The 26652-nt window shown below is 57.6% G+C and carries 20 protein-coding genes and 5 pseudogenes; 10 read left to right on the forward strand and 15 right to left on the reverse strand.

Annotation, left to right across the window (positions count from 1 at the left end; genetic code table 11):
• A pseudogene (locus LPA44_RS16905) lies at positions 1-95 on the forward strand (IS5/IS1182 family transposase); the annotation flags it as partial.
• Between the two features lie 1804 nt (positions 96-1899).
• Here the strand turns inward: LPA44_RS16905 and LPA44_RS16910 are convergent.
• The 3 genes from LPA44_RS16910 to LPA44_RS16920 all read right to left on the reverse strand — a co-directional run bounded on the left by LPA44_RS16910 (position 1900) and on the right by LPA44_RS16920 (position 6609).
• Positions 1900-2874: a restriction endonuclease gene (locus LPA44_RS16910; RefSeq protein WP_230890666.1), complete on the reverse strand. Its 975-nt coding sequence runs from the start codon at positions 2872-2874 to the stop codon at positions 1900-1902.
• Positions 2875-3251: 377 nt separating this feature from the next.
• Positions 3252-4115, reverse strand: coding sequence for a hypothetical protein (locus LPA44_RS16915; RefSeq protein WP_230890667.1), 864 nt, complete (start codon positions 4113-4115; stop codon positions 3252-3254).
• A gap of 1072 nt (positions 4116-5187) precedes the next feature.
• Entirely contained in the window at positions 5188-6609 is a 1422-nt protein-coding gene (locus LPA44_RS16920; RefSeq protein WP_230890668.1) for an HTTM domain-containing protein, read from the reverse strand.
• A 281-nt stretch (positions 6610-6890) separates the two neighbouring features.
• Here LPA44_RS16920 and LPA44_RS16925 point away from each other — a divergent pair.
• Together LPA44_RS16925 and LPA44_RS16930 are read left to right on the forward strand one after the other, a co-directional pair.
• Positions 6891-7810: pseudogene (locus LPA44_RS16925) on the forward strand (IS1595 family transposase).
• A 56-nt stretch (positions 7811-7866) separates the two neighbouring features.
• Positions 7867-8679: a hypothetical protein gene (locus tag LPA44_RS16930; protein ID WP_230890669.1), complete on the forward strand. Its 813-nt coding sequence runs from the start codon at positions 7867-7869 to the stop codon at positions 8677-8679.
• Between the two features lie 117 nt (positions 8680-8796).
• Here the strand turns inward: LPA44_RS16930 and LPA44_RS16935 are convergent, their stop codons facing one another.
• The 3 genes from LPA44_RS16935 to LPA44_RS16945 form a co-directional block, all read right to left on the reverse strand.
• Entirely contained in the window at positions 8797-8997 is a 201-nt protein-coding gene (locus LPA44_RS16935) for a ribbon-helix-helix protein, CopG family (RefSeq protein WP_230888175.1), read from the reverse strand.
• Positions 8998-9438: 441 nt separating this feature from the next.
• Positions 9439-10242: a DUF6036 family nucleotidyltransferase gene (locus LPA44_RS16940; protein ID WP_230890670.1), complete on the reverse strand. Its 804-nt coding sequence runs from the start codon at positions 10240-10242 to the stop codon at positions 9439-9441.
• Positions 10239-11165 (reverse strand): helix-turn-helix transcriptional regulator, encoded by a 927-nt coding sequence (locus LPA44_RS16945; protein WP_230890671.1) that lies wholly within the window; start codon positions 11163-11165, stop codon positions 10239-10241. Before LPA44_RS16945 ends, LPA44_RS16940 begins: the two co-directional genes overlap by 4 nt.
• Before the next feature lie 138 nt (positions 11166-11303).
• On the opposite strand from LPA44_RS16945, the pseudogene LPA44_RS16950 reads away from it, so the two are divergent.
• A pseudogene (locus LPA44_RS16950) lies at positions 11304-11609 on the forward strand (hypothetical protein); the annotation flags it as partial.
• 737 nt (positions 11610-12346) lie between these two features.
• Here the strand turns inward: LPA44_RS16950 and LPA44_RS16955 are convergent.
• Positions 12347-12640, reverse strand: a complete 294-nt coding sequence (locus tag LPA44_RS16955) for a hypothetical protein (RefSeq protein ID WP_230890672.1) — start codon at positions 12638-12640, stop codon at positions 12347-12349.
• A gap of 321 nt (positions 12641-12961) precedes the next feature.
• On the opposite strand from LPA44_RS16955, the gene LPA44_RS16960 reads away from it, so the two are divergent.
• Positions 12962-14323, forward strand: a complete 1362-nt coding sequence (locus LPA44_RS16960) for an APC family permease (RefSeq protein WP_230890673.1) — start codon at positions 12962-12964, stop codon at positions 14321-14323.
• 137 nt (positions 14324-14460) lie between these two features.
• A complete protein-coding gene (locus LPA44_RS16965; RefSeq protein ID WP_230890674.1) occupies positions 14461-15291 on the forward strand; it encodes an IS5 family transposase in 831 nt (276 codons plus the stop codon).
• A 278-nt stretch (positions 15292-15569) separates the two neighbouring features.
• Here LPA44_RS16965 and LPA44_RS16970 read toward each other — a convergent pair whose 3' ends face one another.
• Positions 15570-16439, reverse strand: coding sequence for a universal stress protein (locus tag LPA44_RS16970; RefSeq protein WP_230890675.1), 870 nt, complete (start codon positions 16437-16439; stop codon positions 15570-15572).
• A 263-nt stretch (positions 16440-16702) separates the two neighbouring features.
• On the opposite strand from LPA44_RS16970, the gene LPA44_RS16975 reads away from it, so the two are divergent.
• Positions 16703-17026: a hypothetical protein gene (locus tag LPA44_RS16975; RefSeq protein ID WP_230890676.1), complete on the forward strand. Its 324-nt coding sequence runs from the start codon at positions 16703-16705 to the stop codon at positions 17024-17026.
• A gap of 71 nt (positions 17027-17097) precedes the next feature.
• Here LPA44_RS16975 and LPA44_RS16980 read toward each other — a convergent pair whose 3' ends face one another.
• On the reverse strand, positions 17098-17508 hold the full coding sequence (locus LPA44_RS16980) for a helix-turn-helix domain-containing protein (RefSeq protein ID WP_230890677.1): 411 nt from the start codon (positions 17506-17508) through the stop codon (positions 17098-17100).
• 121 nt (positions 17509-17629) lie between these two features.
• Here LPA44_RS16980 and LPA44_RS16985 point away from each other — a divergent pair, with 121 nt between their 5' ends.
• Complete coding sequence (locus LPA44_RS16985; protein ID WP_230890678.1) at positions 17630-18205, forward strand: hypothetical protein; 576 nt, start codon at positions 17630-17632, stop codon at positions 18203-18205.
• Between the two features lie 576 nt (positions 18206-18781).
• Here the strand turns inward: LPA44_RS16985 and LPA44_RS16990 are convergent.
• From LPA44_RS16990 to LPA44_RS17010, 5 genes and pseudogenes are all read right to left on the reverse strand, one after another.
• Positions 18782-20212 (reverse strand): orc1/cdc6 family replication initiation protein, encoded by a 1431-nt coding sequence (locus LPA44_RS16990; RefSeq protein WP_230890679.1) that lies wholly within the window; start codon positions 20210-20212, stop codon positions 18782-18784.
• An 890-nt stretch (positions 20213-21102) separates the two neighbouring features.
• Positions 21103-21384 carry a PadR family transcriptional regulator gene (locus LPA44_RS16995; protein ID WP_230890680.1) on the reverse strand — a complete coding sequence of 94 codons (282 nt, stop codon included), beginning with the start codon at positions 21382-21384 and terminating at the stop codon, positions 21103-21105.
• Between the two features lie 306 nt (positions 21385-21690).
• Positions 21691-22770: pseudogene (locus tag LPA44_RS17000) on the reverse strand (type B DNA-directed DNA polymerase); the annotation flags it as partial.
• A gap of 17 nt (positions 22771-22787) precedes the next feature.
• Positions 22788-24017: an RNA-guided endonuclease InsQ/TnpB family protein gene (locus LPA44_RS17005; RefSeq protein WP_230890681.1), complete on the reverse strand. Its 1230-nt coding sequence runs from the start codon at positions 24015-24017 to the stop codon at positions 22788-22790.
• Between the two features lie 134 nt (positions 24018-24151).
• Positions 24152-24898, reverse strand: a pseudogene (locus LPA44_RS17010) (type B DNA-directed DNA polymerase); the annotation flags it as partial.
• 232 nt (positions 24899-25130) lie between these two features.
• On the opposite strand from LPA44_RS17010, the gene LPA44_RS17015 reads away from it, so the two are divergent.
• Positions 25131-25721, forward strand: coding sequence for a DUF7342 family protein (locus LPA44_RS17015; RefSeq protein ID WP_230890682.1), 591 nt, complete (start codon positions 25131-25133; stop codon positions 25719-25721).
• Positions 25722-25724: 3 nt separating this feature from the next.
• Positions 25725-26207 carry a hypothetical protein gene (locus LPA44_RS17020; protein WP_230890683.1) on the forward strand — a complete coding sequence of 161 codons (483 nt, stop codon included), beginning with the start codon at positions 25725-25727 and terminating at the stop codon, positions 26205-26207.
• Between the two features lie 244 nt (positions 26208-26451).
• Here the strand turns inward: LPA44_RS17020 and LPA44_RS17025 are convergent.
• On the reverse strand, positions 26452-26652 hold a 201-nt coding region (locus tag LPA44_RS17025; RefSeq protein WP_230890684.1), incomplete at its 5' end, for a transposase.

Here is a 26652-nt window from a genome sequence, read left to right on the forward strand (position 1 = left end):
GCCACGCGGTGCGTGCCCGAGCGTGGTACCGTGAATTTCGTGAGATCGTCCTGATGTGTGCGGTCTACAACATCAAGCGATCCGTGAAACAGTGAAATCGAACGCCTTCTGGCGATTCACCAGAGCCGAATAAACGTAAATGATACGGTTACCCGATTGGGTTGTGTTTGGTTCTCTTGGATATTGGTGAGGCGATATTGGAAGGTATCGAGGTTCGAGATCTCCTCAGGCGTATGTTCGGATATTGGGCTGTCCTCATGTAGAAGTGCATTCGCTGTGTCGGCGTCACCTGCATACAACGCCTCATAGAATGCTTGAACGGTTGTAGTAGGTGTCTTTGTTGGGGTGTCTGTTGGCCGGTTCGTTGCAGGAGTCTGAGAACTAGGTGAGTTGGGAGTGGTTGTTGGGCAAGAGGAGGTAGAAGGTGAGGATTCGGATGTCTGCGTCTCTGTTGTCTTCAGGACGCTTGATGTGGAGTTGCCACCAAGAGCTGTCGAACAGCCGCCTAGAACCGTCATCAAACCCAGGCCACTGAAAAGACATGCACGCCGCTTCATTATTTCTTGAGACGGATTTCTTCAATATAAGTATCGGGGATGGTTCGCTAGAACTGAAATTACACACCTACAATTGTAATGAGGACACTGATGGAGAATAATTGCCGGCTGAATAGGTATCTCCTCCAGCGCTCACCTTCAGTTCTATTTCGCCAAATTCACCAGTTATGGAGGCTTGTAGGTATAAATCTGCTATTACTTAATCGGCATAGATAGAGCTGCTTCTAAACAGTAAAGAATTATAACTGGTTTACTAAAATATCTGATTTATGGTATTTGTCCTATCGCTGTCAATCATGAAATCGGGGTTCAATTCACGAAAGACGTTCTCCAAAAGACCCCATCAACTAGAAACACTGCTTCTCCGTTATTGAATATATTCTATAATTTAGTTGCGGGCCATAATCTTCTAAATATTACTTTTACCAGAAAAAGGTACGTTATATGGAGATATTATCCAAGTATAGGTTACCAGTTGTGTACAGCTAGCTCTACTTGCTGTTAGTAACGATTGCGGTTTCACCAACTATATTCTACTTGAAGTTGGCATCGCTAGCGGGTCATAGATCAACATTTTGAACCCAGGCAGAGACAGAAATCTACGTCAATAATCCCGTATTTACCAACTTCTATGATTGTATTTATAAGTGATAAGATAGTGAAATAGTATCGAATTTTGAGGGTTATCCACTCAGTCGATGTCCACTCAAAAGAAGGCGGTTTTAATCCCACTTAGAAACATTTTCATCTCTATTATATCTCTTAGTTATATGTCGAGCGTAGGAACTTACCGAAGCTACCCCAGATTGAGATGGTTCTCACCATCTGATTGGAAGTGAAACAGCCGGTCAGTAGGACTGCGAATTCACCGAATCTTCCTGAGCCGATACAGCGAATTAGTATCCCTGTTGTTCCCTGTGGTTCCATCCGAACCCAAGAGCGATTCCGCAGACCGTACCTACAGCCATCCACATTACCAAGTTCCCATCTATCACACCAATTCCAGTACCGACAGCCAGACCCATCGCAAAACCTCGCAACATCGTATCCCAAAATTCGGATTTGTCCGATATAGTTGACATACAATCGATATGCTGTAACCGGCGATAAGTGTTCCCTCTGTACTTACCGACTGTTTCAGCTCTCACTCTGAATAAAGAAACCGTATTGGCGACTACGGCTAACTTCAGGTGTCGTTCGGGAAGTGTGGCGACCCATGCTCGCGACCTGCACGCTGCCAGAGCCGGTCCAGACTTGGTTGCAGCCCCTGGCCGGTGTCGTCCATCGTTCCTAAGATACTGTACTTTGGCTCGACACGCTGGCTAAACGGCCGCGACGTCATCTATAATCCCTTCCCGCGGAGCGACGACGGGAACTCGTAGTCCTCGACGTCAAGTAATGAGATGAACGCATACACCGGCGGTTCTGCACCGAGGTCTGCTAACGTCGCCAGGGAGTTCGGAAGCACCCCCATCAGATATCGGTCGATCTCTGGATCGACAGTATCCGGCTCCGGCGACGCGAACGCACCCACGGACCCATGACTGAACGGTAGCGTCGTTACGGCCTCGATATATCCTCGCTCGGAGAGGTAGACGTACTGGGGGCGTTCTCTTCCAAAGCGGTCGTTCACGGAGACGACGCCATCTCCAACGGCTTTCCCGAGAAACGACGCGCGCTTTCCCTCGAAGATTGGCGGCGCCGGCAGTTCGGAGGGGCGGACCCCGTAATCGGTACTAAACATTCCGAGGGGGAACAGATGGAGGACTGCACACGGACCACTCGGGAGCGGGTTCGGGAGTGCGTTCGAACGCTCCTGTATTAGATCGAGGCGGTCAGCCTTCAGCTCCTTCATCTCCTCGACCGGCTCAGTTGTTGGCTTCGACGAATCGATACCCAGATGGACGTCGGCGAGATGTGGGCTCTGCGTGGTCAACTGGGTGCGGAGGTCACCGCGGGTAAGAATCGTGACGGGGAACCCGTATTCGTCCTGGAGCTGGGCGGTGGCCTCGTCGACGACACGTGGCGGCTCGGGGGACTGATTCACGACGAAGACGACGAAGTCCCGGTCGAGGTCGCGGTCGACTGTTTTCTGGGCGTCTTCCCTGAGCTTTCGCTGCCAGTCGTTGCGAGTAGTGAAGTGTGCGACGCCGGTTTCGTCGTTGCGGCGGAGGTCCGCGTCACGACCGCCGTCAGCTCCGGTACCTTCCGTGGGAGAGACGTCGTATCCGCGTTCGCTGAGGATGTCCGTGGCGAGTTTCTCGAAGGTGTCTGCATCGACTTTCTCCAGGGCAATTTCCAGGTCCGTCGCGGGCATCTCTTACGTCGCTAGTTCACTCCCTGGGGTCGTTAGCCTTCTCGTCCGTGAAACGCAGTCTGAGAGACTGGGATGGACCTGTGTCGGCTTCAGTTCTTATGGGCTTCTTCAACTGCGATTATCCGCGGAAGCCGCTGTGATTCGGAGTACCGTACAGTACTGCGTTAATTATTTAATTACGGGATACCATATCCCAAGTGGAGCGCCGTAGGCACCGGCGTTTGAAGCCCATCGCACCGCCGCTGCCGGAGACGGTAACACGCGGGCCAAACGGGAGCTAGAATTGAACGTACGAGAGTACGTAGATAACCAAAAGAGGCTTTCCCGGACAGGACCCGTGGAGATACGGTGGCGGAGGTGGGAACCCGTGCCTTCCTTCATACGGAGCTCAGCCACGTAGCGACTTCTCTACACTCGAGATTCTGCAGTCGACTGATCACTGGAGTGACGCTGTCACTGTCCGGGGCAGGCCCGTTTGTCGTCCCGAAGTAGCCGTGGAACCAGCAGGCAACGCGTTCACGAACAGTATCCGCTCGGCGCTGGATGAACGGGGGCTCCGGAGTCCTCCCCGACTGCCTCGCGACTGACTCGTAGCCCTTGTTCCAGTCCCCTTGGTAGGAGCTGGGTGTCGTGTCGTCCAACACCTGAATTGGGTCAGACGTCGTGGTTCCGTAGAACGCAGTCCTGTTTTGGTTCAACTTGTCGGCTATGACGCCGGCGGCGAGATCAGCGAGGAGTAGATGGGGGAAGTAGAGTTCGGACTGCGGGCAGTGGGCAACTGGAGGCGGGGAGAGTCCCATGCCGTCGGCTGCCCGGTACAACTTCTTCGCGTAGCCGTCGGCGCCGTCGACGATGGCTACCGTATCGTTCGGCGGGGCCTCCAGATCTTGAAGGAGCATTGCGGAGTGAGTCGGCTCTGCGAATCCGAGATTCACGCCGTCCGTGTGATAGTAAATTCCAATCTCTCCGTTACAGCGTTTGAGGACGTCGATAACTTCCCCTGGCGGGAGTGTGAGATCGCGGCTCTTCGTTCGGAAGGGGTCGTACCCGTGGGTGTGGAGGGACTGGTAGAGGTCCTCGAGTAGTAACGCCTCCTCGTTTCTCGTGACTGAGATGCCGACAGTGACGACTACGCCATCACGTTGTGTGCCGTCAAATCCGACCGACCGGCTTCGGTATCGTCCGCCGACTTCGAAGTCTCGCATCGAGTATACGACAGCTTGGAGGACGCCGGTTGACATCCTCCTCCGCGTAAACGCGGAGGAATCCCGAGCGGTGGGAGTTTCAGGTGTGCAGTCCAATCACCGGACTACCAGCCCTTTCGGGCACGGGTAGTCCCACGGTATCGGGCTGGTGGACTGCTGGCGGTGCCAAGCCGCCGGTACCCCTATCCTCAACCGTGTACGGCGTCCCTGTGTTGTTTTTGCCACGGGGACGCCGGCAAGCATCAACGGACTTGGGGGTATCGTCTGGTTTGCTTTGAGCAGTCGGCACGGGCACACGCTTCTAGCATGTGTGTTCACCGACTGCCCTTTCGGATACTGTCGTCCGAGAGACGACGTCTCTCGTGATCACGAAAATCAGTGATTTTCGAACGACCTCGTTACGTGGGTGGACAGGCCACCTCCGAAGGACGGTTCGGAATCCGCTCCGTCCCGACCGATTCCTACTCCTCAGTAGGCCGGCCTATCACTTAAACGTCACTGTGGGAAACTCGGGGAAAGCGTTTGAACGGCGGGCTGTTAGCACAAGTGACGGCGCGTATCCACGGCCTGAAGGCCGTGGTATTGCGCCTGTTCAGCGTATAAAACCCCAGCGGTGTGCGGGGTGAAAGTGAAAGACGGCGGTCCAAATCGAATTCACCGTACCCGTCCTCTCGCATCAGTTCTGCCACCTCTTCGACGTTCTCGAATGCCGCCAAGAGCGCGTACTCGAACAGCCGGTCAAATCGCGGCTGGTCGCGACGCCGCAGTGCCCGGCGGAACTCTGCCCAGCGCTCCAACAACTTGGTAGTTTGAGGCTAATTGTTGGCTAACTAACCTTGAACCCTGGGTGACGTCGCTCCCACGCAGCTCCGTTTCTGCTGACGGCCCCGTCTATCCAAAGAGCTGGCCCCCCGTCCGATATTGCTGTACCCGACACAAATTCTCGGAGGCTTATCCGATGTACTGGAAGTTCGGTGCGCGGGCCGCTTGACGACCGCGCCCGCCGTAATCTTGCTCACAGTGGCGTCGTCCAGCTCCCGGATGCAGTCTCGGTCAGTCATATTCGCCAGCGGGGCGGCCCGTGTGTATCCATCCCACGCTAGCCGTCCTACTGACCGTTGGCCTCCGTGGTCGCGTCACACCCCACTGTGTACTGCGTGGTCGTGGTCACGCCCGGCGCGTTGAGTTCGACGATTCGCTTCTTGTAGGTCACATTCACCGTCTGCAAGGTCGCGTTCACCTCACGACCCTGATCGCAGAGGTACGCTCCGAACGCCGCCTGTAATTCGCTCTCGGATTGCTCGAGGCTGAACAGATATGTTCGCCAGCGAACGCCGTCGAGCCCACCGTCAGCAATATCGATACGACTTCCTGATGCCAGTTCACCGGTCGCGTCGTACGCGACCGTCGCATGGCGTGGCTCCGGTGCGAACATGTCCCAACGGTGTTCCTGTGGGCTGACGGTGCCTGACTCCGGAGCGTCAACGTAGCCAAGCGCGGCTGCGTTCCATGCCACCAGCACGACGAGGAGGCACGTGACGACGACCGTGCCAGTGGTGCGTGCTGTCGCGGCGATGTTGGACGGAATGCGAGGGCGTGGAAGCCTCGGAAGCGCTCTGTCGAAGGCTGCCGTCGGTGTCCAGCCGTGTGCTGGAATACGGTCCCAGACGCATCCCGGGAGGAAGGGGACCAGCGCCACCAGCGAGACGAACGGGAACAGGCCCAGGCGCATCGATGCAGCCATTCCCACGTGTGCAGCGGCGAACGTGGCGACGAGCAGGACGCGTGCCCGGCCCGTGAACACTACGAGTAGGGGTGACGCGACGAGCAGCACGAGCCACCCGTGCGAAAGGACCGTGAGCAGCCCAGGGTGGCTGGCGAGCGCGTCCGCCAGCGGGAGCGCGTACGCCTCGGTCTGGAACACGTATCGAATGGCGTCGCCAGCCAGCCACGTGTCGCCGCGGAACTTGAGTACGCCATTCACGACATATACTGCGACGACTTGTAGCAAGAGCGCGGCCGTCGTGATGCTTGCGACCTGTTCGGGTGAGTCGGAGGTCGTCCGATGCGCGTCCGCGGACCACTGCGCGCCGAGCGGCAGGAACACCCCCCAGAGGAGGAGACGGCGAAGAATCGAGTCCGCCGCACCCAGTATGACAGGATTGCGCGCGTGTAGTGATACGAGCAGTAGCCATGAGACGACTGCTGCGGCACGCGTTCGATAGCCGACTAGGAGGGCAAGCGCGGCGACTACGGCAGCTGCGAACAACACGCCCTGTAGCCATGCGGACCCGGAAGCGGCGTGGAGCGACAGACGGGACAGCGTTGGGAACGCGGTTGCAAGCGTGCTCGGTGGAAGCACGCCAGCACCAGTGTAGAACGTGCGGAGGTGGCGCATTCGTAACGCGAGATCCGCGAGTAAGAGCGCGCCGAGCGCGATGCGGAACGCTGCGAGCGTGCGCGAATCGACGCGAAACCAGCGTGTGAGAGTGTTTCGGACACACGCGCGGCGAGACTGCTCAGCCGGCATGCTGGTTCGGAGAGGTGGAGGGCTTCGCTGGTCCACTAGGGCAACCAGCGGATGACGTGGGTTCTGTCACGAGTACGACTCCTTCGAGGCCGGGAATAAGTTTTCTGCGTGCTACTCCGGTCGATGTTCGGCTGTTTTCCAGCAGCAAGCTCGTCGATCGAACCTTAAGTTAACCAACTATCCGGGCTTATTGGGTTGGTGTGTTGGTTAAGAATGTCCGCTCTTGTGTAGAGCTGCGGAAAGACCCTGTAGTTACACTGAACCAGCCATAATCTAGGAGTTTGTCTTCTGCTCAGCCGGCGTTCGGAGCGATGTTTCGAGAGCTGATTGAGCTGGGCGTCGTTGAGATCGATACTGAGCCGCTCGATGCGGGCATCGAGCGGCGACTCAAGGAGTTCTGGGAGAATACGTCCTGTCCACAGTGCGGTCATCAGAGCATCGTCACGTGGGAAGAAATCGACCGTATCTGGTGCCGTGACTGTAATTTTAAGCCGGTTTTTTACCTACGGAACGCCGATACGTTACTCAGTATCAACCAGATCGCACCGTTGCTCGGTCGAACCTACAAAACCGTTCACACGGCGATTCGAGAGGTGGAAGCCGCGGTTCAGCGCGGCTTCCCCGTCGTCTGGAGCCTCCTCGACCAGGCCATCGATGGACCGACGCAAGTCGACGAGTCTGGGAAGGTCTGTTCGGGGTACAAAGGACAAGAGCCGCCGCGGAACAGTCGTTCGCGCGGCGGCTCGTCACAGACAGGCCGCTCACGCTGGCGAGGGCGTCACGGTGATCAGTTGACGCTCGTCGCGGCGTGCCGCGACTCGCTTCGCGTGATTCGTGCCAACTCGGCATCGACTACAGCGGCGATCTTGAACCAGTAATCCAAGAGGTTGAAGACCTCTCCCAGCCACTGGGAGAGGTCTGGACCGACGGACTCCAAGCCTACCGAGAAATGGAGCGTGATCACCGAACGGTCGTCCACAAGGAGCGGTACGTATCGCCAGAGGGCCTCCATATTAACCAAGCTGAGTGCCTGTTTTCACTCATCCAGCCGTGGCTGCGGAAGTTCCGCGGCCTGTCCAAGCAGGGCTTGGAACAGGCCGCTCACACCTTCGGCATCGTTCGGTCACTCACTCTGACTGGCGAACCCACCGAGTCAATCGTTGATTGTCTCGTTATCGGGGATTTCCGTAATTCTACATAAGAGCGGTTTTTCAGCGCCCCCAGAGGGGCGGAGGCGCGTTCTGACCTCCGTCGGTGATGACTGAACCCTATCTTACGACAGTCCTCGTGGAAGCCGAGCACGTTGCCGAGCAGCACGACCAGGTCGCTCGAACGACAGACAACCAAGCCCACGAGTACCTCCGATACGCCGTCCTCCGGGTGCTCGAAGGCAAGTCGGACCACCTCCCAGCAGACTGGACACCGATCGACGGCATGACCGTCGGCTGCGGGAGTGACGAGGCGATGTACGACAGCTGGGGCTCCAGCGAAGACTGGTGGGAGACCGTCCCGCCGCAGGAGGCGTGTACCCGCTTCCGGGTGTTCTTCCCGGACGACCACCAGACGGTTCCGCGCGACATCGTTGACGTGATGGCCGCGCTCGTGGCCTGGCGCGTCTGGACCGAGAGCGCAGCGGCGTGCGGCTTCTACGACCATCTCGAGCGCCGCGAGGTCCACTACCTGTGGCCGGAAGGCCATCCGGAGGAGGAAGTGCTCCACGAGCGGCTCAGTGGCCCTGCGGAAGCCGTCGCTCCCGACGGTGGCCGAACAGGCGACGTTCGCGACCGACTGGTCGTCAACAAGAACGCACAGTCGCGGGACGAACTCGAGCCCCGCACGAGGCGTGCCGTCGCCGAAGCGATGGACGTCTCACTCCTCTCGAAAGGTGGCCGCTACGAGGTGCAGTCCGCGTCAGGCAACAGGTACGAAGTCGACGTCATCGACGAATCGTGTACCTGTCCCGACTGGCAGCAGCGCTCACCCGAGGGCGGCTGCAAGCACCTGCGTCGCGTCGATCATGAGATCAAACGGGGGCGCGTTCCCCGTCCAGACGGCCGCCTTCCATCTTAGCTGTAGCTGGACGAGCGTGTCATAGAACTATTCACACATAATGATTATTTTGTTTACTATTATAGGAAGATATTATCTTAGAAGCTCGTGCACTTGGTGCACGGATCTTAAAATCGGTCAGAGAGTGCCCTTTCGTTTCCGAATAATGATTTCTCGCACCTGTTCTACGTGATTCGTCTCGGATTGAACGAACGCTGTGAGGATGGCCTCGACGATCTCGGAGCGGCTGGCTCCGAGATCGTCACACTCAGCGACCAATTCATCCACTTCTCGCACGATTTCCTCGTCAACAGCGACGCCGAACTTCTCTTTCGCCATAGCTAAAACAAGCTTAAAACGGCGTGCACTAAGTGTACAACGGTCTCAATTCGTCTAAGTTGATTTAGCGAACCATGTGAACTCTTCTATGACAGGCTCGTTTGTATGTTAAGCTCTGTTTCGAGTATTCAGTAAGCAGACGATCGATCCGTTGTTCAGTTAAAAAATCTTTTAGATACCAGTTGATTTTCGCATCAAGAACGGGTTGAGATTCAACACGGTAACCCGTACACTCCGGACAAAATAACGAATTTGTATCAGTTTTAGATAGGCAGAGCAAAGACCCGCAATCAGAACACGGCATACTCAGGAGATATTGTGGATCCCTGATACACGTTTCCCTGTTGATCGGTTGATTGTAGACGATCTGTCTTAAGGAAGTAACACTGGTCCATATAGACACTTCCGCAGCTTTCAACAGATTCAGGATGCTATTTTCATCTACTCTACTGGTCTTACTGTATTGCCATTTTGACGTACTCGGTCGAACTTCTGGAGATACTCGATCCGTTCGCCAACGTCAGCGGCATCCAGATCTAATTCGACGGCCAGTTCGTCGACCGTCATCGGTTCATCGAGTTCCTGGAGGACTTCGAGCCCCCGGTAGTACCTGTTCGTGAGCTCTTGGACGCGGCCCTCGATCGGCGTGGTCACCCCGTACCGCTCCTCGAGTTCGACCAGGGCCTTGTTCGCGAACGTGGCGAACTGATCGTCACCCAGGCGTTCGATCTGAGCTTCGAGTTCAGCCTGGACGACGTCGTAATCGAGACCGGCCTGCACGAGCATATTCATATCCTCGATGTCGTCGTCACGGCCTGCGATCGCCTTGAACAGGAAGATATCCTCGTTGCTGACCAGCCGGACCGTCAGTCGATCCGTGTCGAGGAACGGCTCGCTGCGCTCTTGCATCCCGTCGGTGAGCACGAGCTTGTTCGCGACCTGCTGGTTGAAGATGTCGAGACGACACCCGTCGTCGTTCTCGACGCAGCTCGTCGCGCCAAGCGCCCGGTAATCTGGATCCAGCGACTGGACCTCCGCATACCCGAGGTCCATCAGGACGGCCCACAGCTGACCGTACGCGTCGCCATCCGGGACGACCAGGTCGATATCTTTCGTCGCCCCTTTGAGGTCGCGCAGCGACATCGCGCCACCACCGATCAGGTAGACCGTGAGCGGTTCAGATAGCCCGTCCCCGATCCGCTGAAATTCGTTCTCGATGTACTCACGTCCGAATGTTGGTCTCATTGTGGTAGTGGCACCTCGTAGTCAGCCGCCAGCTCCTGGAACTCGTCCCACTCCGGGAGCCGGTCGTCGTCGACCTCGCCGTGCGTCTCCAGGTAGCGCAGCAAGGCGTCGATTTCGTCTTCGAGGCCATACTTCGCCGCCTGCTCTCGGAGGTCCGCCTCGTCGACGTCGACGTGGCTGAGCAGGAGGAGACAGTACGAGCGGTGACGGCTGCCGTCGTCGATCAGCAGCGTGTGACAGCAGAGCTCCGCCGGCGAGACTGCGTCGAGATCCTCGGAGTAGAAGTAGTAGCGGTGGCCGGTGAGCAGGAACTGGAGGTCGAAGCCCGCGAACCGAGCGAGGCCGGTTTCGTGGAACCCCTCTGCCTCGATCTCCGTCTCGGTCTGGGTGAGGAATTCGTCGTAGTCCTCCCAGAGAATCGTCCCCTTCGGGGCGACGGCTTCGAGGCGGTGGCGATGCAGATGGTGTGCGAGTTCCCGGGCGAACTCGTGGAGGCGGTCGAAGTCGGCGTTGAACTCGTAGTGGCCGTCGGCCGTCCCGACGAGCCCACGGTCGCGAAACCGCTTGAGGACGCGGTTGACCGTGTTGCGGTAGTTGTCGCTCCGGTCGGCGATCTCGGAGACGGTTCGCGGCTGGTCGAGGTAGTACAGCACCTCAAGTGTCTTCCCGGTCAGCAGCTCGGGGAAGTCGATGTGGGAGTGCTGGCGGACGAGGTCCTGGTAGAGCTCGACGGCACGAGCGTCTGACGGGATGACTCGTTTTCGGCGGCCGTCGCGTTCCGTGTAGACGAGTCCCTTTTCGACGAGGTCGGCGACGGCACGGGAGAGGTAGCTCTCGCTGTGGTCGAGCTTCGTCGCGAGCTCGGAGATCGTGTCGCCGCGGTCGACCGTGGCGAGGACCTCGAGTTCGATGCGCCGGAGCACGGTGTAACATAGTACGAAACTACTATATAAAGAAGTTTCGAGTAATGTTACAGTCAGCAGGCACGAGAACCGTCTCCATCGTCTTAACCAACAAAACTATGCATTAGTGTGTTTTGTTGGTTAAGACGAGAGTAGCCGATGTCCGACGAACCCCCAACCCCACCGGCGAACCTTCCAACGGAGATCGTCAACACGCTCAACGAGTCGGACCCGGAGCAGCTCCAAGACGTTGCAACGTACGCTGAAGCGCTCGCCGAGCACAAGGAACGAGAGGCCCGTCTCGAGGAGTCGGCAGATCAAGACGAGGTCGAAGAGCGACCGGACGATCCCCCGGATGACATCCCGTCGAAAGCGATGATCAACGACGGTCGCGACAACTACTGGCAGTGGCGGGACGGGGAGGGGGTCCACTCCCAGTATAACGGCCCGGTCACCTCAGACGAAGGAAATACGCTGCTCGTCCAACCATTGACATCCTCCTCCGGCTTTAGTAGTTCACAGAAGTTTTGGGTACTCCACGTGCCAGAGATAAGGTGGAGAGGCTTTCTTCGACTGAGTCCTCATCCCAGTTCACCCAGAAGTTTCGTTAATCACTATAGCCGGAGGAATCCCGAGCGGTGGGAGTTTCAGGTTTGCAACCAGGGACGCCGCCACTTTACGGGAGTTCGCATCTAACCCAGTCGTCGTGGTCGGTGGCTGGTTAGCCGTGCCAAACGGCTGGTACTCCTATCCTCGGCGTCGTCAGCGTTCGTGGTTGTTTTTGCCCGGCGAACTCTGAGTTAGCGTCAACAGACTTGGAGGTATCGTGAGGTTGCTGAAACAGGCGGCACGCGACCACACTCTTCTAGAATGCGGCGGTCACCGCCTGTCTTTCGTATACTGCCTCGTTACGTGGGCGGACAGGCCGCCTCCGACGGTCGTTCGGAATCCGCTCCGTTCCGACCTGACCTTACCGACGTATAGCGGTTCTTGGCATTTCAACGTATGGATTGGAGACTCGGCTCTGCAATTTGTCGGTGGAACGTGGCACTGAGTGACGGCGTGTATCCACGGCCTGAAGGCCGTGGTATTGCGCCTGCTCCCCGTATAAAGATGGCTGCGTTCGCCGGCGGAGTGAATTTTGCGGGTCTCGTAAAGGAACCCAAGCGCGCAGCCGTGGCGACTTCGAGATCTATCTGAGTTCACCGCGTGATAGCACTCGTCGTAGTGACTTCCTCAAGGAATGTATCGAGTAATTCACCCGGGCCAGCGATTGTTTCGTGGACAGGAGGCTCCCGGAGTTCAATATCAAGGCTCGATACAGCTTCGAAATCACCGTCAGAGACAGCGAGCATAAGAATCGCGGACTGATAGATCGCAATCGTCCGTTCCGCGTCCACATCGAGATACTCAATTCCAAGATCATCAAGCACAGCGAGGAGATTACACGGCTGCTCAAACTCACAGTGCACCGTCGAACCCGTCTCATCCGCCATACGGGTCCATACGCGTTACTACCCCAAGTACCCGATGTTCTCGCCACTCACGACAATTCAGGCGTCATTCTGGCCGATCCCTGAAACCGATGATGGCTCCGCAGGAACTGTTCAGGGTGAGTGATTTTCGATGGCTGCGGTAGTTCTAGCCATGTTCCGGCAGTTGGTGGAAATTCGTATCAGAAATGAGTTACAGTTGAATTGTCTCAATAGTTTAATTCGCTGAAGACACGTTCCGACAGATAATCTGAAATTTGGAATTCACACCAGTTGGGGAATCCGGAACGAAAAGTGGTAGTGACACGTCGATAAAGCAGAACTGTGCCTCAAGAAGCTGGCTCAAGCGAACCCCCACGGACGGTCGGGCTCCGTGATCTCCTATTGTTGAGCGTTGGCGGGATGATCGGATCTGCGGTGTTCTTTTTCCCGGCATTCACTGGCCAGTGGATTGGGCCAGCAGCAATCCTTGGCTGGCTCGTTGCTGGTGTCGGCATGGCGAGCATCGCGCTCTGTTATACTGAGCTGGCGACTGCCTTCCCCCAATCCGGTGGCCCAGCAGTCTACCCAGCGCAAACGCTGGGTTCGAACCGATTTGTACGACGGTTTTTCTCCTACCTAGAGGGGGCATCTTACGCACTGGGCTGGACCTTCGGCGTCGCCGTCTCAGCGTGGTATGTCGCGAACTATTTGGGAGCGATTCCGCCACTGACCGGCGTTCGCTCCTATACGGTTCTTTTCGGGTTACTCGCGATTGGGGCAAGCCTCAGTGTCACCCTCGCCGGAATTGACGTGACAAAACGTACGAACCTCATCCTCACCACATTCATCCTCACCGTTCTTGGAGTCGTCGCAGCGGTTGGGATCGCAAATGGTGAACCAACAAACGCGACACCGTTTTTCACCGGGACAGGAACACAGTTCCTCGCCGCAATCGGGATTGCCATTACTGGGTATGGAGCGTGGACTGTTGTCCCGGCGGCCGCCGGCGAGGTAAAGCGACCCGAATGGACGATCCCGCGGGCGATCCTCGGCAGTCTACTCCTCACAACACTCTGCTATACTGCGGTGGTCGTTGCGCTACACGTCACAGTCGCACCGAGCGCGTTTCAGCGCGGGAATCTCGTCATGGTCGCACCGCTCTCCGCAATCGTCGTCGACGCAGGGCTTCCCCTGCTCGCAAACTATGTCCTCCCCGTCGCCGCGCTTGTCGCCATCTTCACGACGATGTTAGTCGGAATGACGAGTTCCGCTCGAGTGCTTCAGGCACTAGCTGAGCGCGGCTTGTTCCCGAGTGTGTTCGCCGCGACGAGCGACCGGACGAATGCGCCGTATGTCGCTCTATGTGGCGTTGCCATCGGCGCAGCCGCGGTTGTCGTCGGGAAAGAAGTCGTCGGCGGGCTCGTCCTTGCCGCACTCGTTGGAACCGTCCTTCCATACGCAATCAATATCGCATCATTCGTCGGCTTCCGAATATATCGAGACGACGTAACCGCAACTTTTCGTGCTCCCGGCGGCCTTCTGACTGCGGCTGTTGCATTTGGGTTTCTGGCCCTCCTTGCCGTTGGTCTGTCAGTTGATCATCCGTTCGCCGCGACACTCACCGTCGCGGCACTTCTCGTCGGCTTCGCTCTCCAATACGTGTTCGGGAACGGCTCGACGACAGCAGACCACGAGAATGCCTAACCTCTCGACACAGCGAACATCCTTCAAAAGATCTCGACTAGTAGTCACGCGAAGAGTTCGATACGGCTCTATTGAATCCACGGACGGCGTAGGGACGAGTCGTCAGAACGTTGGAAGTGAAGCGGGAGAGTACAGTTGTGCAAAAGGTACTCTTCCGCTTCGTTAAACAAGCTGTCTCGATAGCACGAAAACTTACTGATGCGGCGCTGATGCAGATCAGCCATCCAGCCGGCAATGGCGTTGCTGGCTGGAAGCACGCTGTCCTGCACTTTCTCCGGCTTCACATGGAAGCCACGCTCCAAGAAGTCCTCGATTGGGCCGAGGAGATGGAGCGGGTACGAGCCGCGCTCGTTCTCGAGCGCGGCGAGTTCCCCGGCCCATCTGCGCTGTGCAAATCGTTCGATCGGGCTCCAATGCGTATCTGGCGAGAGCTGCTCCGACTCTCGTCAGATCTGCTCGATCAATCCGGCCACGCCGCCATCGACGCCACCTACTTCGACCGCCGACAGGCGTCGAACCACTACCTCAAGCGGTGTAACCGTGAGGTACAGACCGTCCAAGCCACGTTTCTCGTCGATACCGCGCAGGGCGCGGTTATCGACGTTCATTGTAGTGCGAAGTGGCCAAACGGGACGAATGTCGGCCCGCAGGTCGCCCTGCGGAACGCAGGCGACCTGCGGAGCCTTGCCGCCGACAAGGGCTACGACGACATGAGCTTCCGCGAGGTACTTCGCGCAGAAGGCATCCGACCGCTGATCAAGCACCGCGTCTTCGCGCCGTACGATCACGCGCACAACGCGCGGATCGACGATGATCTCTACAACCAGCGATCGGCGTGTGAAACCGTGAACTCGGTGATCAAGCGCTCGTACGGCTCCGCCGTCCGAGCGCGGGCTTGGTACCGCCAGTTCCGTGAGATCGTGCTCGCCGCCGCAGTCTACAACGTCGAACAAGCCGTTAAACAGTGAATCCCGTCGCCCTCTGCGGATTCAATAGAGCCGTTCGATACCGAACTCACGCCCCAAGCGCTATAGAACAAGACCCGAGAAATCCTCACGCAGGCGATCAACCTCAGGAGCCGGTCAAGCTGGAGGTCCACGAGTCCTCTCAGGACGCGACCTACGCAACCCACGACCTGGCCAGTATCATCGAGCGGAAGCTCGATAAGTGGACGTCCGAATCGGCTGGTCGTCACCAAGGCTTGCCGAGGACTCTCTCATAGGCACACAAACGACCGGTAGAGCAGTTATTCGGGGTTGGCGACGGTGAGTACGGGGACTGGTGCTGTGCGGACGGTTTGCTCGGCGACACTCCCGAGGAGGATTCGCTTGACGCCGCGGCGGCCAGTCGTGCCCATGACGATCGCATCGATGGCGTGGTCGTCGATAGCCGCTCTGATGGCATCTGTCGGCGCGCCGTGTTCGGCATGTGTGTGAACCGCGGGCACATCGTAGCGTTCGGCGGCCGCGGCGACGGCCGCGACGGCATCGTGTGCAGGCTGCTCGAGCTTTTCCGTCGACAACACGGACCGAACGTCAGGCCCGAGTGAAATGTCGTTGACGACTGAGAGGATGTGAACGGTCGCGTCAACAGTGGCTGCGAGCTCCAGTGCGTGCTCGGCAGCGTGCAACGCGGTGTCGCTACCGTCCGTCGGCACAAGGATATTCTCGTAGGGGAATACGAGCCGGTCGTCCGGTCGTATTCGAGCGGTGAGAACAGGCACGTTGGACAACCGTACAACTTTCTCCGTGACGCTACCCAGAAGGGACCGGGACAGCCCGCTGCGCGCGTGTGTCGGCAACACGATCAGGTCGTAGTCGTACTGGTCAGCGTACTCAACGATGGTTTCGGCCGGACTCCCCTGAACGACATCAGTCCCGTACTCGACGTCCAGTGACGCGAGCGTGCCCGCGGCATCCTCGACAATTGACTCGCCTTCCTGTTCGAGGGCGTCAACGACATCCCCACCGATGACACTGACGCTGTCGCGACTCGTATCCGCAACGAACAACACCTGCACGGTAGCGCCAGTCTGACGGGCGAGCTCGGCAGCGTGCCGGTGAACCTCGGCAACGGATTCGCTGTCGTCGACTGGAAGAAGAATCCGGTCATACATGGGTGCGTAGGTGTAGTTTCGCCAGACGATGCCATAGTAGTTCGCTACGAAAGCATAATTCCAGAGCTAGGTGTGAAGCGCTCGTTCAGTACAGACTGTTACGGCTGGAGGAGATTAGGGTCAATTCTACCTCGGCGAGGGAGACTTCGGTGGTATCGATTTTCTCTCGAATAGCACTATCAGGGCAGGGAGACGTACTGCGACCATCTTAACCAACAATACTATGAATTGCCGGCCCATGTTGGTTAACACGAGAGTAGCCGATGTCCGACGAACCCCCGACCCCACCGGCGAACCTTCCGACGGAGATCGTCAACACGCTCAACGAGTCGGACCCGGAGCAGCTCCGAGACGTTGCCACGTACGCTGAAGCGCTCGCCGAGCACAAGGAACGAGAGGCCCGTCTCGAGGAGTCGGCAGATCAAGAGGAAGTCGAAGAGCAACCAGACGATCTCCCGGACGGCGTCCCTGCCAAAGCAACGATTACGATCAAGGAAATCAACGACAATCGCTACTACTACTGGCAGTGGCGAGACGGCGATCGGGTGAAGTCAAAATATAAAGGCCCGGTCAATCCGGACGACTAGACAGAGCTGCGTCTCAATCGTGAGATCAGCCGTTCGGAAAGCCCCCAGCTACGATATGAAAGTTAGCGCTGTCAGCGCTCGGGTCGAGGGGCAGTCTCGTACCGTTTGATGTCCTCGGTCTTCTCTACGCGGTCGTATATCTCTCGAAGCGTATCTTGTGCCCGAAGGAGCTTGTGTTCCTCAAGGAACTGCCGACCACTCTCGCTGATCCCATAGAACTTGTACGGGCGGTCATTTTTCCGACGGTCCTCGGGCAGAAGCACTTCCTCGATGACGCCGGCGTCGACGAGCTGCTGGAGGTGCTGGCGAATCGTCGTCCGGCTCTTGCTCGGGTTGACATAGTCGAGTTCCTTTAGCGTCGGTAGTTCCGACGGATGCCCAAGAATGTCCTGGAGGAGCGCGAATCGCGTCTCCTGGGTGACAACGTTGAGTCGCTCCCGAACGGACTCGAGCTCGCTTGGTAGCTGATCGGAGGTACTCATTACTTCGTTGTTCGGGTGGGCCGGTCAAAAGCGTTTCGCCCAAATACGAATCAGGTATAGGCGAATCGGTCTATGATGAGGTCGCCACATTAAAGCACCCTATCTGCGTACGTTCGGGTAGATGAGTGAGGAACCAGTCACTGTTGACGAACTCGCTGCGAAGGCCGACGAGTATCTTCACGAGACCTCACTCACGCCGAAGGAGTACGAAGCGCTGAAACAGAGTGTTGCGGAGCTGACGCCGATCTTCTCGGCTGAGAATTCGTACTTTGTCCTCGGCAGCTATGGTCAACCCGAGATTCGCCGTCTCCAGCTCGTGAAAGATCGCCTCAATCGACGGCCCGGCGCGTATGCATTTTTGATGGTCGACATCCGAAGCGAATGGACGAACACCTATCTCAAGTTCCGACTGCTCGCCGATTATACGGATACGATCGTCGGTGTCGCCGAACACGCTCAGGGAGGGTTTCTGGTCGAACAGGGCTACTTCACGGCCCTTGAGGAATATTTCGCGAAAACGCACGTATTCAAGCGCGAATACGAAACGCTCAACCTAGAGGACGTTGAGACCGGAGTGACGAGTGAGAATCCGTATAGCGGTATGCAGACGGCTATTTTCGAGATGCTGGACGATGGCGGTCGGTTATGCCGGTGGACTACTGAAGACGAACTCGTCGAGTGTGTTGGTACCCTGTAACCGACCCTACCCTACTTCGTTCGGTCTAGTGATCTCGCTCGTTGAGGGAGGGGCCACCGACGGAGCGTTGCTCCGTTGAGACCTCGAAAGGCGATGCCTTTCGGTGGCTTTGATGTGGGACTCGCCGTCAGTTGTCGCCGGGGAGGAAGGTCGTTCCTCGCCCGCACCGAACATATCGATAGAGGTGTGTGGTGGTGCAAGAACACTTCGATAGAGGTGTGTCTTCGAGAACAGACGTATTGACAATCAATTCACAATATTTCGGCCAAAAACGACAAATGCAGTCAAATGAATTCATAACCGCTAGCCACACATAGCCGCGTTCTCGATAGGTAGACCGCTCTTATCCCGACATTACACTTCGATAACGGTGTGAGGTACGCGGATATTCAAGGGACCTTGCTTGTTCGGATGCATCCGCTTGTTAACCGCTGCATGCGTGGCACGTTAGGGCAAACCAGTACACATCGATAAAGGGGTGTCTGCAGAACTTCAGTCAATCCTAGCTACTCTGTACAGATGAGCAGGAAGAAAACGATTCCAAGACAGATTCAACAACTCTGATTCAGAAGCTCGTTAGGCCTCGTTGCGGACCTGAGCTTTGACGACCGATTTGACCTCGTCCGTGGAAACCATCTCGATGCGAGAGTCCTCGCGAAGCGTCTCCAAAATCGTTTCCGGCCGCTCGCCGAACTGGAACTCGAGGAACATCCCCGAGCTGGGGCCGTGACTCCGTCGCTCGAAGTCCACCAGCGAGTACGTCGTCAGCTCCTTCATCTTGTTCACGTACGTCTCCTGATGATATTGGTCGGCGTCAATTGATTCCGTCAGGTACTGATAGACTTTGTAGCCAGTCGTGCTCCGTGCGGTCCCGCCGTCAGTCTGGGCTGCGACGGAAGCAGTCGCGTACAGGCAGAGTTTCTTCTGCGTGCTAATGCCACGAACGACCTCAAGGACCCGATTTTTCTCGACCTTATCCTGGGCCATCCGGACGTGCTTCTCGCGGATTTTTTGGTCACCTTCACGCTCGGCGAGCTCGCCAGCTACGCGCATCAAGTCGATGGCTTTCCGCGCGTCCCCGTGTGTCTGGGCGGCGAATGCAGCCGCCAGCGGGATGACTTCTTCCTTGACGACGCCATCATGGAATGCGTCCTGACGCCGGCGGAGAATCGATTGCAGTTGGTTGGCGTCGTAGTCGTCGAAGTGGACGTCTTCGGGCGTGAACGAGCTCAACGCGCGACTGCCAACGGCTTCCATCATCTTCGTGTCGTTCGAAATTGCGACGACGGAGATGTAGGCGGTGAGGTCGTCGCTAGCGCCGGCCCGCGAGAGCTGGTAGAGCAGCCGTGAGAACGCGGGGTCCTGTTTGTCGCGACGGCCGACGAGCATGTCGAGTTCGTCGAGCACGAAGACGACGGAGTCGAAGTTCTCGTTGATGATTCGGTAGAGTTCGTCCCATTTCTCCTTGGTTGCGACGCCGTGCTTCGGTACCTCGACGTCAACACCAGCCTCGTCGGCGGCCTGTTGGGCAAGTTCGTAGACAGCAACGCCGAGGGTGTCGAGGTCCTGACAGTTGACTTCGACAGTCCCGAATTGGATGTCTCGAGAGTCGCAGATACGACTAATGTTCTTGCAGACGGCTTTGGTGATGAGGGATTTGCCCGTGCCGGAGGGCCCGTAGAGGAAGAGGTTTGGTGGGCGGTTGTCGCCAAGGGCGACGCGAAGCATCTTGGTGACCTCCTGGAGCTGTTCGTCACGACCGACGATACGATCCTCCTCAACGACGTAGTTGGGATCGAGGAGGGAGCGGTCGCGGATGAGCCCGTCTTGCTCGTCGAATTCCAGCAGCATATCCTCGATCGACTGAGAAGGGCTTTCGCTATCCTCGTCGGTGGCCGTGTCGGAAGCGTCTTCGGAAGCAGAAGACTCCGTAGAGAGATCCATCTGTGTAGAGTCGTCTAGGGACTCCGGATCAGGAGGGGAGCCATCGGAGTCGTCGATACCCATGTACGAGCCCATACAGAGCAAGAGTAAAAATGTTCCCCACCCCTATCGAAGTGTGATTCGGGTATTAAGGTGTTTATTCCCGGATATAGCGCCAGTATAGCTCGTTACGACGGTTATTTCCAAACGCGCCTAACGAAGTGTTCCAAGAGCGTCCGTCGGCGAGCCCCTCGAGGAGTTGCTGAAGAGACACACCCCTCTATCGATGTGTTCGAGTGATCCGGCGTGGGGGCGACTCGAAGCGATTCGGCCGATTTGGGACCAAGGGCGAGACGTTCCATATACGCCGATTTCCCGGGATTCCATAGAGAGAAGAACTGAATCAGGAATATTGAGACTCCAGAAAGTGGTTGTTCTTCTCTTCTTCTCTTCTAGCTTTCTAGAACAAACACACACACACACACCTCTATCGAAGTGTTCGAAGTGTTCTGCAACCGCTGTTATCTGTCGTTTTCTGCTGCACACAATTCTTGGCTGTCTCGTGTCGTTGATTCCGCCATGTATCGTCTCGTGAACCAGCTGAACCAATCCAAAGGGATCTGACATCCGCCAATATCCTCTTCTCGCTCGGTTTTTCGCTCGTACCACCCTGAACTGAACACATCGATAGAGGGGTGTCTGTCTATTCTTGGTCTATTTCCTCGAGCCGGACCATTCCTAGCATTCTCTCAGTGCCTCACCCTTTCTGCTTGGACTCCCGCGAGGAACACATCGATAGAGGGGTCTCCATCTGTATACCGGCGATTCGTACTGAACCACCCAAACTTAACCAACAACGTCGGCATCATCGAAGCTCTGTTGGTTAAAACAATCCCGCAGTAGAGACGGTGCCGTGAGGTAGTTTTGGTTGGTTAAGCAGCGATAACTCCTCTCAGAACTTGGCTTGCTATCGTCTACTCCTCTGGGTCGACGTACTGATTCTCCCACTCACGGCGGGCTGCAATTTCTCGCTCGCCACGCCGCGTCACTGTGTAAAAGTTTGTTCGCTGGTCAAGCTCCCCCTTGTCGACGAGGCCTTTGTCGACGAGTGTGTCGAGATTCGGGTAGAGTCGGCCGTGGTGGATCTCGGACTCGTAGTACTCCTCGAGTTCATCTTTGACTGCGAGGCCGTGTGGTTCATCTAATCCAGCAACAACGTAGAGGAGATCTCGCTGAAATCCTGTAAGGTCGTGCATATTCCTTATCGAGTTCTTGAACTGTATAATTATTATTCTTTCGCGCTGCACCTGTACGTACGATGTACGTCCGTCTTCGATCTATCCCTGAAGCGTTACTTGACTGAACTCCCGGCCTAGATTTGAGTTGGTGAACCTGCTGCTAACTTGAACCCTATCCGAGTCCAGTGGAATTTTCCTTCGAGCACCCCTGGATACTGTTGTTTTCTACACCTCACTGCCCTGGTTATGCCACTTCTGGATACGAAATCTCAGTCACGCTTACCCGCGTTAACCAACATCCTCTCGACTTCTCAATAGTGTTGGTTAATCTTCCTCGAATTCGATGAACGCGGACAAACTCGTGTTTCGAGTCTCAGCAAGTTCCCGCTGGATCTCCGTTCGGTCCCATCCGAGCGGTGAAAGCACGCTCTCGACGGCTCTGACCAGCTGCGTTTCGTAGTACGAGGCGTCGTAGGTCTCGATTTCCTCGTGGGCGAGGGCGACACGATCTCGCGAGGATTTCTCGTCGTCGACGACCACGTACTCGATATCCTGGCCCGGGTGGACTGCCAGGTCCTGCTCGCGGGCTCGCTTCAAGGCGGCCACGTTCTGGGTATTCTGTGAGTAGCCTTCCAGGGGTTTGGAGACACGGTTCCGCTCGGCGAGCCGCTCTACTGCTACGTTGCCCGCCTGCAGTTCGTCGATTGCTCGTTCGAGCCGTCCGAGCACCGCGTCCGGTGACCGCGTGGCATCGAGCCGGTCGAGACAGTCCCGCTGGACATCCTCGATGAACGGCGGGGTCGAGCGCTGCCGGGCTTCGATACCTCTGATCTTGAAGTCGTCGTCGCCGGCGACCTTCCCGAAGTACTTCGTCAACGCGCCGGTGTCGCTCTTGCGCTGCGGGACGAACGCCACCCAGTCGTAGTGAGCTTCGTGTTCGAGCCGAATCTCGACACGTTCCGTGATCTCCGTTGCGAGCGTCTGGAGGTCTTCGCGGTCATCGTCGTCGACGTCGGGGTCCGGCGTCACCCAGATGGAGTCGACGATGCCGTGGACGACGCGCCAGCCGCCAGTTTCGAGCTGCTGTTTCGCCGTCAGTAGGATATCGCGAGCGAACGCGTTAATTGCTTCGTGGCACTCGATGCGGCCGAACTTCGCGTTGCTGAACCCCTGATAGCCGAAGCAGGCGACGAGGATCCACTTTAGCGCTCCGGACCGCCCCTCGAGTTCCGCCAGCCGGTCCTCGTCGGGGTCGTCCCGTTCCTTCTCGCGACGGATGGCCGCCTTGATCTCGTCGCGCGCGTCGATGATCGGCTGTAGCACGTCGACGAGGTAGCCCCGGTCGTCGCAGATCGAGTACCCGAGGCCGGGGACGTCGTCGCGGTCGCTGTGGCAGTCACACCGGGTAAGTCAACCAACGGCTAACGCCGTGGGCTTTCAGCGTGGACTCCCGCTCTAACCGAATCCGGTACGGATTTGACACCGTTCGCGTTCAACATCCCGCTGTTCAAGCGCACGCCTACGGGTGCGCCTCCTTCGCCGCCAGTTTGGTTGCGAAGGAGTCGATAGCCGATGTTTTTGGCTGCGTTGTAGTCGGCGTGGTTCTCATACCCACAGGATTGACAGCAAAAGGTCTCCTGCGATGGTCGGTTGCCCTTGTGGGTGAACCCGCACGACGAACACCGCCGACTCGTGTTCTTCGGATTCACCTGATCGACGTGGATACCGCGTTCTTCGGCTTTGTATGAGACGTACTCGTACAGTCGCCGGAACGCCCATTCGTGGAACTTCCGCGCGTTCGGTATCCGGTCACGGATGTCCGTCAGGTTCTCGAAGGCAATCACCGTACAGCCGTTCTCTATAGCCTGTTCAAGCAGTTCGTTCGCTACGCGGTGGAGATATTGCTTGAAGCGTCCTGTCTCCTTGCGTCCGACCGCTTGGACGTTCTCGTGGGCCCACCGCGAACCACACTCCTGCAGCGACTTGCGGCGCTGAACGTACTCCGTTCGCCAGTGATTGAGTTCGTCGGCAGACCAGAACGCACCAGTCGAGGTGACGGCGATGTTCTCGACCCCGAGATCTACACCGAGAACCGTTCCGTTCTCGGCTGGTTCGGGGTCGTCCACGTCCGCCTTTGTTCGGACGTGGAGGTAGAAATCGCCACGACGGTAGTGGAGTGTCGCGCCGGTCGTCTCCCACTCTTCAGAACGCAGGTACTTCGAGTGGGGCGTGTCACGGGTCTTGTCGGGCAAGACGTACTCGACGGTGACGCGGCCATTAACCGTGGACAGCGAAGCGTAGTCGTCGTGGAACGTGGCGTTGCGCTGGTTGTATTCGCAAAACGGCGTTGTGAACGTCGGCAACGAGGCGTATTCGCCCTTCGACCACTTTGCGACCACGCTGTCAAGTGCATCGACAGCACGGTCACGAGCCGATTGGACGTGGTTGCTGTGGAGTCGTGTCTGTTCGCGTACCTCGTCGTAGGTTTCCTCGTGGAGAACGGACTTGCGGGTTTCAGCCCACTCGCCGTCCCACGCAGCGTCCACGACGTAATTGGCTGCCCACAGGAACTCGTCAATCGTCTCGTGGAGCAGGTCCGCCTGTTCGTCGGTCACGTCGAGTTTGACCGGGACGGTGCGGCGGACCTTCATGTACCTCACAAACAGCGCCACCATTAAAAGTATTAATACGAATGTGGGGGGAGCAGTTTACCACCAATAATGGTAGGTAGTCAAGCAAACGCGCTTCTTTTTTGCTGTGAACAGTAGGGTTCTGCGCGGGGGAAGATGACCGCCCGGCCGGGCACGTTGTACCGTGCCGGCGAGTGGCCGACGCGGCCGTAGCTCGAGTACGTCGACCGGCTCGCGAGCTGCTGGTAGTCGACGTCCGGCCACCGACTCAGCGAGAAGTCGTCGATGCCGGCGTCCGTCGCCATCTCGTACAGGGTCGGGACGATCTCGCTCGTCGAACAGACCAGGACGTCCGGATCGTGCGCGTCGAGCGCCCTCTGGACGGCGGTCAGGAGATCCGTCGGCGAGCCGGTGACGGTGTCGCCGGCGACGGACAGCTCCCCATAGACGTCGTTGCTCGTTTCGGTCACCGGGACGCTAAGCTGGAGCGTCGACAGCTCGCTCGCCGGCGTCGGATCGGCGCCGGTCTCCAGACAGTACCGGAACTCTCGCGAGAAGTCCACGTTGAAACAGGCGAAATCCCCGATTGGATGGGCTGACAGCTGGCGCGCTTGCCGGGCGAGTGGAGTGACGCGGTCGATGTGGGCGACGTCGACGGCGAGGACTGGTTCCTCGTCTCGTCGAAAGCCGGGGCGTCGCGTAACCATCTCGGTCGCGACGACGTCCGGGTGCTGGTCGTACACCGACTGGAGCGTCGTGAGATCGAGGTCAGGCGCTGGGTCGCGAGCGGCGACGTAGAAGCGCGGAGTGTAGTCATCGCGCTCGGTCGCGACGGCGCCGTCGGTGGTTATCTCCCACTCCAGGACGCGGCCGTCATCCAGGAAGTCGATGCTGAACGGCATCTACGTCTCTATGACGTTCGAGTCGTCGATAAGCGATGGCGTGTCGTTTCCGGGTTTCAACGTATGGCCTCAAGACCCCCTCTACTGGTGTTTTATGGCCGTTTGTCCGTTCTCCACTCTCTCTGAACGGTTTCCGGAATTCATATCGTTGGATTCAGTCGATGTACTCTCCAGTAGAAGTAATATAGAAATGTACCAAAGGACTATGTTCCTTCATCCCATGCGTTTCCCCATGAGCGACGGAAACCCGCCGGAGGAGTTTGGGGACGTCAACGAGGCGGTCGGTGAGGAATGGGAGGCCGAAACGACGCCCTATGAGCGCATTCGACACGTCGTCGCGCATACGTACAGTCCCATTTCAGCTGATGCGGTGGCTGACGATGCACGGACCGCTCCAAAGACCGCGCGCAAGCACCTGAACACACTCGCAGACGAAGGATTTGTCGAGACGACCCCCGGCGAACAGGGCGGCACGCTCTATCGCCGCTCACCCGAATCGCTCGTCGTCGAACAGGCTGCCGACATCCTCGAGCACGTCTCGACCGACGAACTCGTCACCCGCATCCAGGAGATGCGCGAACAGCTCACCGAGTATCGGTCTGAATTCGGTGTTGACTCGCCCGAAGAATTAGCGGTCAACCAGACGAATCAGGCTCTCACCGAGGGCGGGTCCCCACAGGACGAAATCGACCCGGAGACGATTCGTGAGTGGAAGACGCTCCGCCGGAATCTCGCGTTCGCGAACGCTGCCCTCTCGATCGGCAACGCCGAGCAGTTCGTCGACACTGACCAGCGCTCGACTGACGACAGCATCCCTGCCTGAGCGATGCAGGATGCTCCTGACCGAGCGGAACCCCATACGCTCCGCGGGGCGACGGACCGTCCGGCACTGCTGACGATTCGCGACGTCGTCGAGGAGATGGAACCACTTGCGACAGCTGAACTCGACGACTTTCTTAATCCATCCGTCCTCGAAGTCATGCTTGACGACGGGCTGTGTGGGGCCGAGGAGGCCCGAATCGACATCCAGTGGACGACACGAGATGATTACAAGTTCCACTATACGGACACGGAAGAAGTGAATCTGCGCTGGGGAAAGCACCCACACGCAGGAGATTACATCCACGTCTCCGGATTAGAACACTATCATCCACCGCCCGATGCGAGTTCTGATCCAGACGAGGTCGAAGCGTCCTGTATCACACAGTCTCCCGAAGAATTGGTCACTCGCGCGGTCCTCAAGCTCTGGCGGGTCGCCTACCACACGGACTCGTATGAGCCACTTAATGCAGGTCGTAACCCGCCGTAGACACCAGACTGTGTTTCTATTACCAATTTTCCGGGGGAAGGTTATAAAAGAGGAACAGGTCGGGCAATACACGCGATGGGTTCAATCAACTTCATCGAGAAGTCCGCCTTCGAACAGTCCTCACTGCAAAGTCGATGGAGTTTATCGTCAACGCTTACGCGAACAGTTTTGAGGACAACCTCGTAGCGAGGAGGCGGTTGAGAAGGCTTCTTGACCCAGTTATGAGGGTGTCATAGAACTCTTCTCACACCGTGATGATCGTACTTCCCGGATTGTCTCCACGTTCGTAGTTGGTAATAGCGACGATGAGGCGAAGGTACAGGGCAACAAACACCTGCGCCCGTGCGTGGACGCGGCCTCGGGCGTGCGTTCGCCCGAGGCCGCAGTCCTTCACTGATTCGTTGGTTCGTTCGACTCCAGTACGGCGGTTGTACGTCTCATCCAA

Origin of the sequence: Halobacterium sp. KA-4, assembly GCF_021028995.1 — an archaeon.
Lineage (GTDB): Archaea > Halobacteriota > Halobacteria > Halobacteriales > Halobacteriaceae > Halobacterium.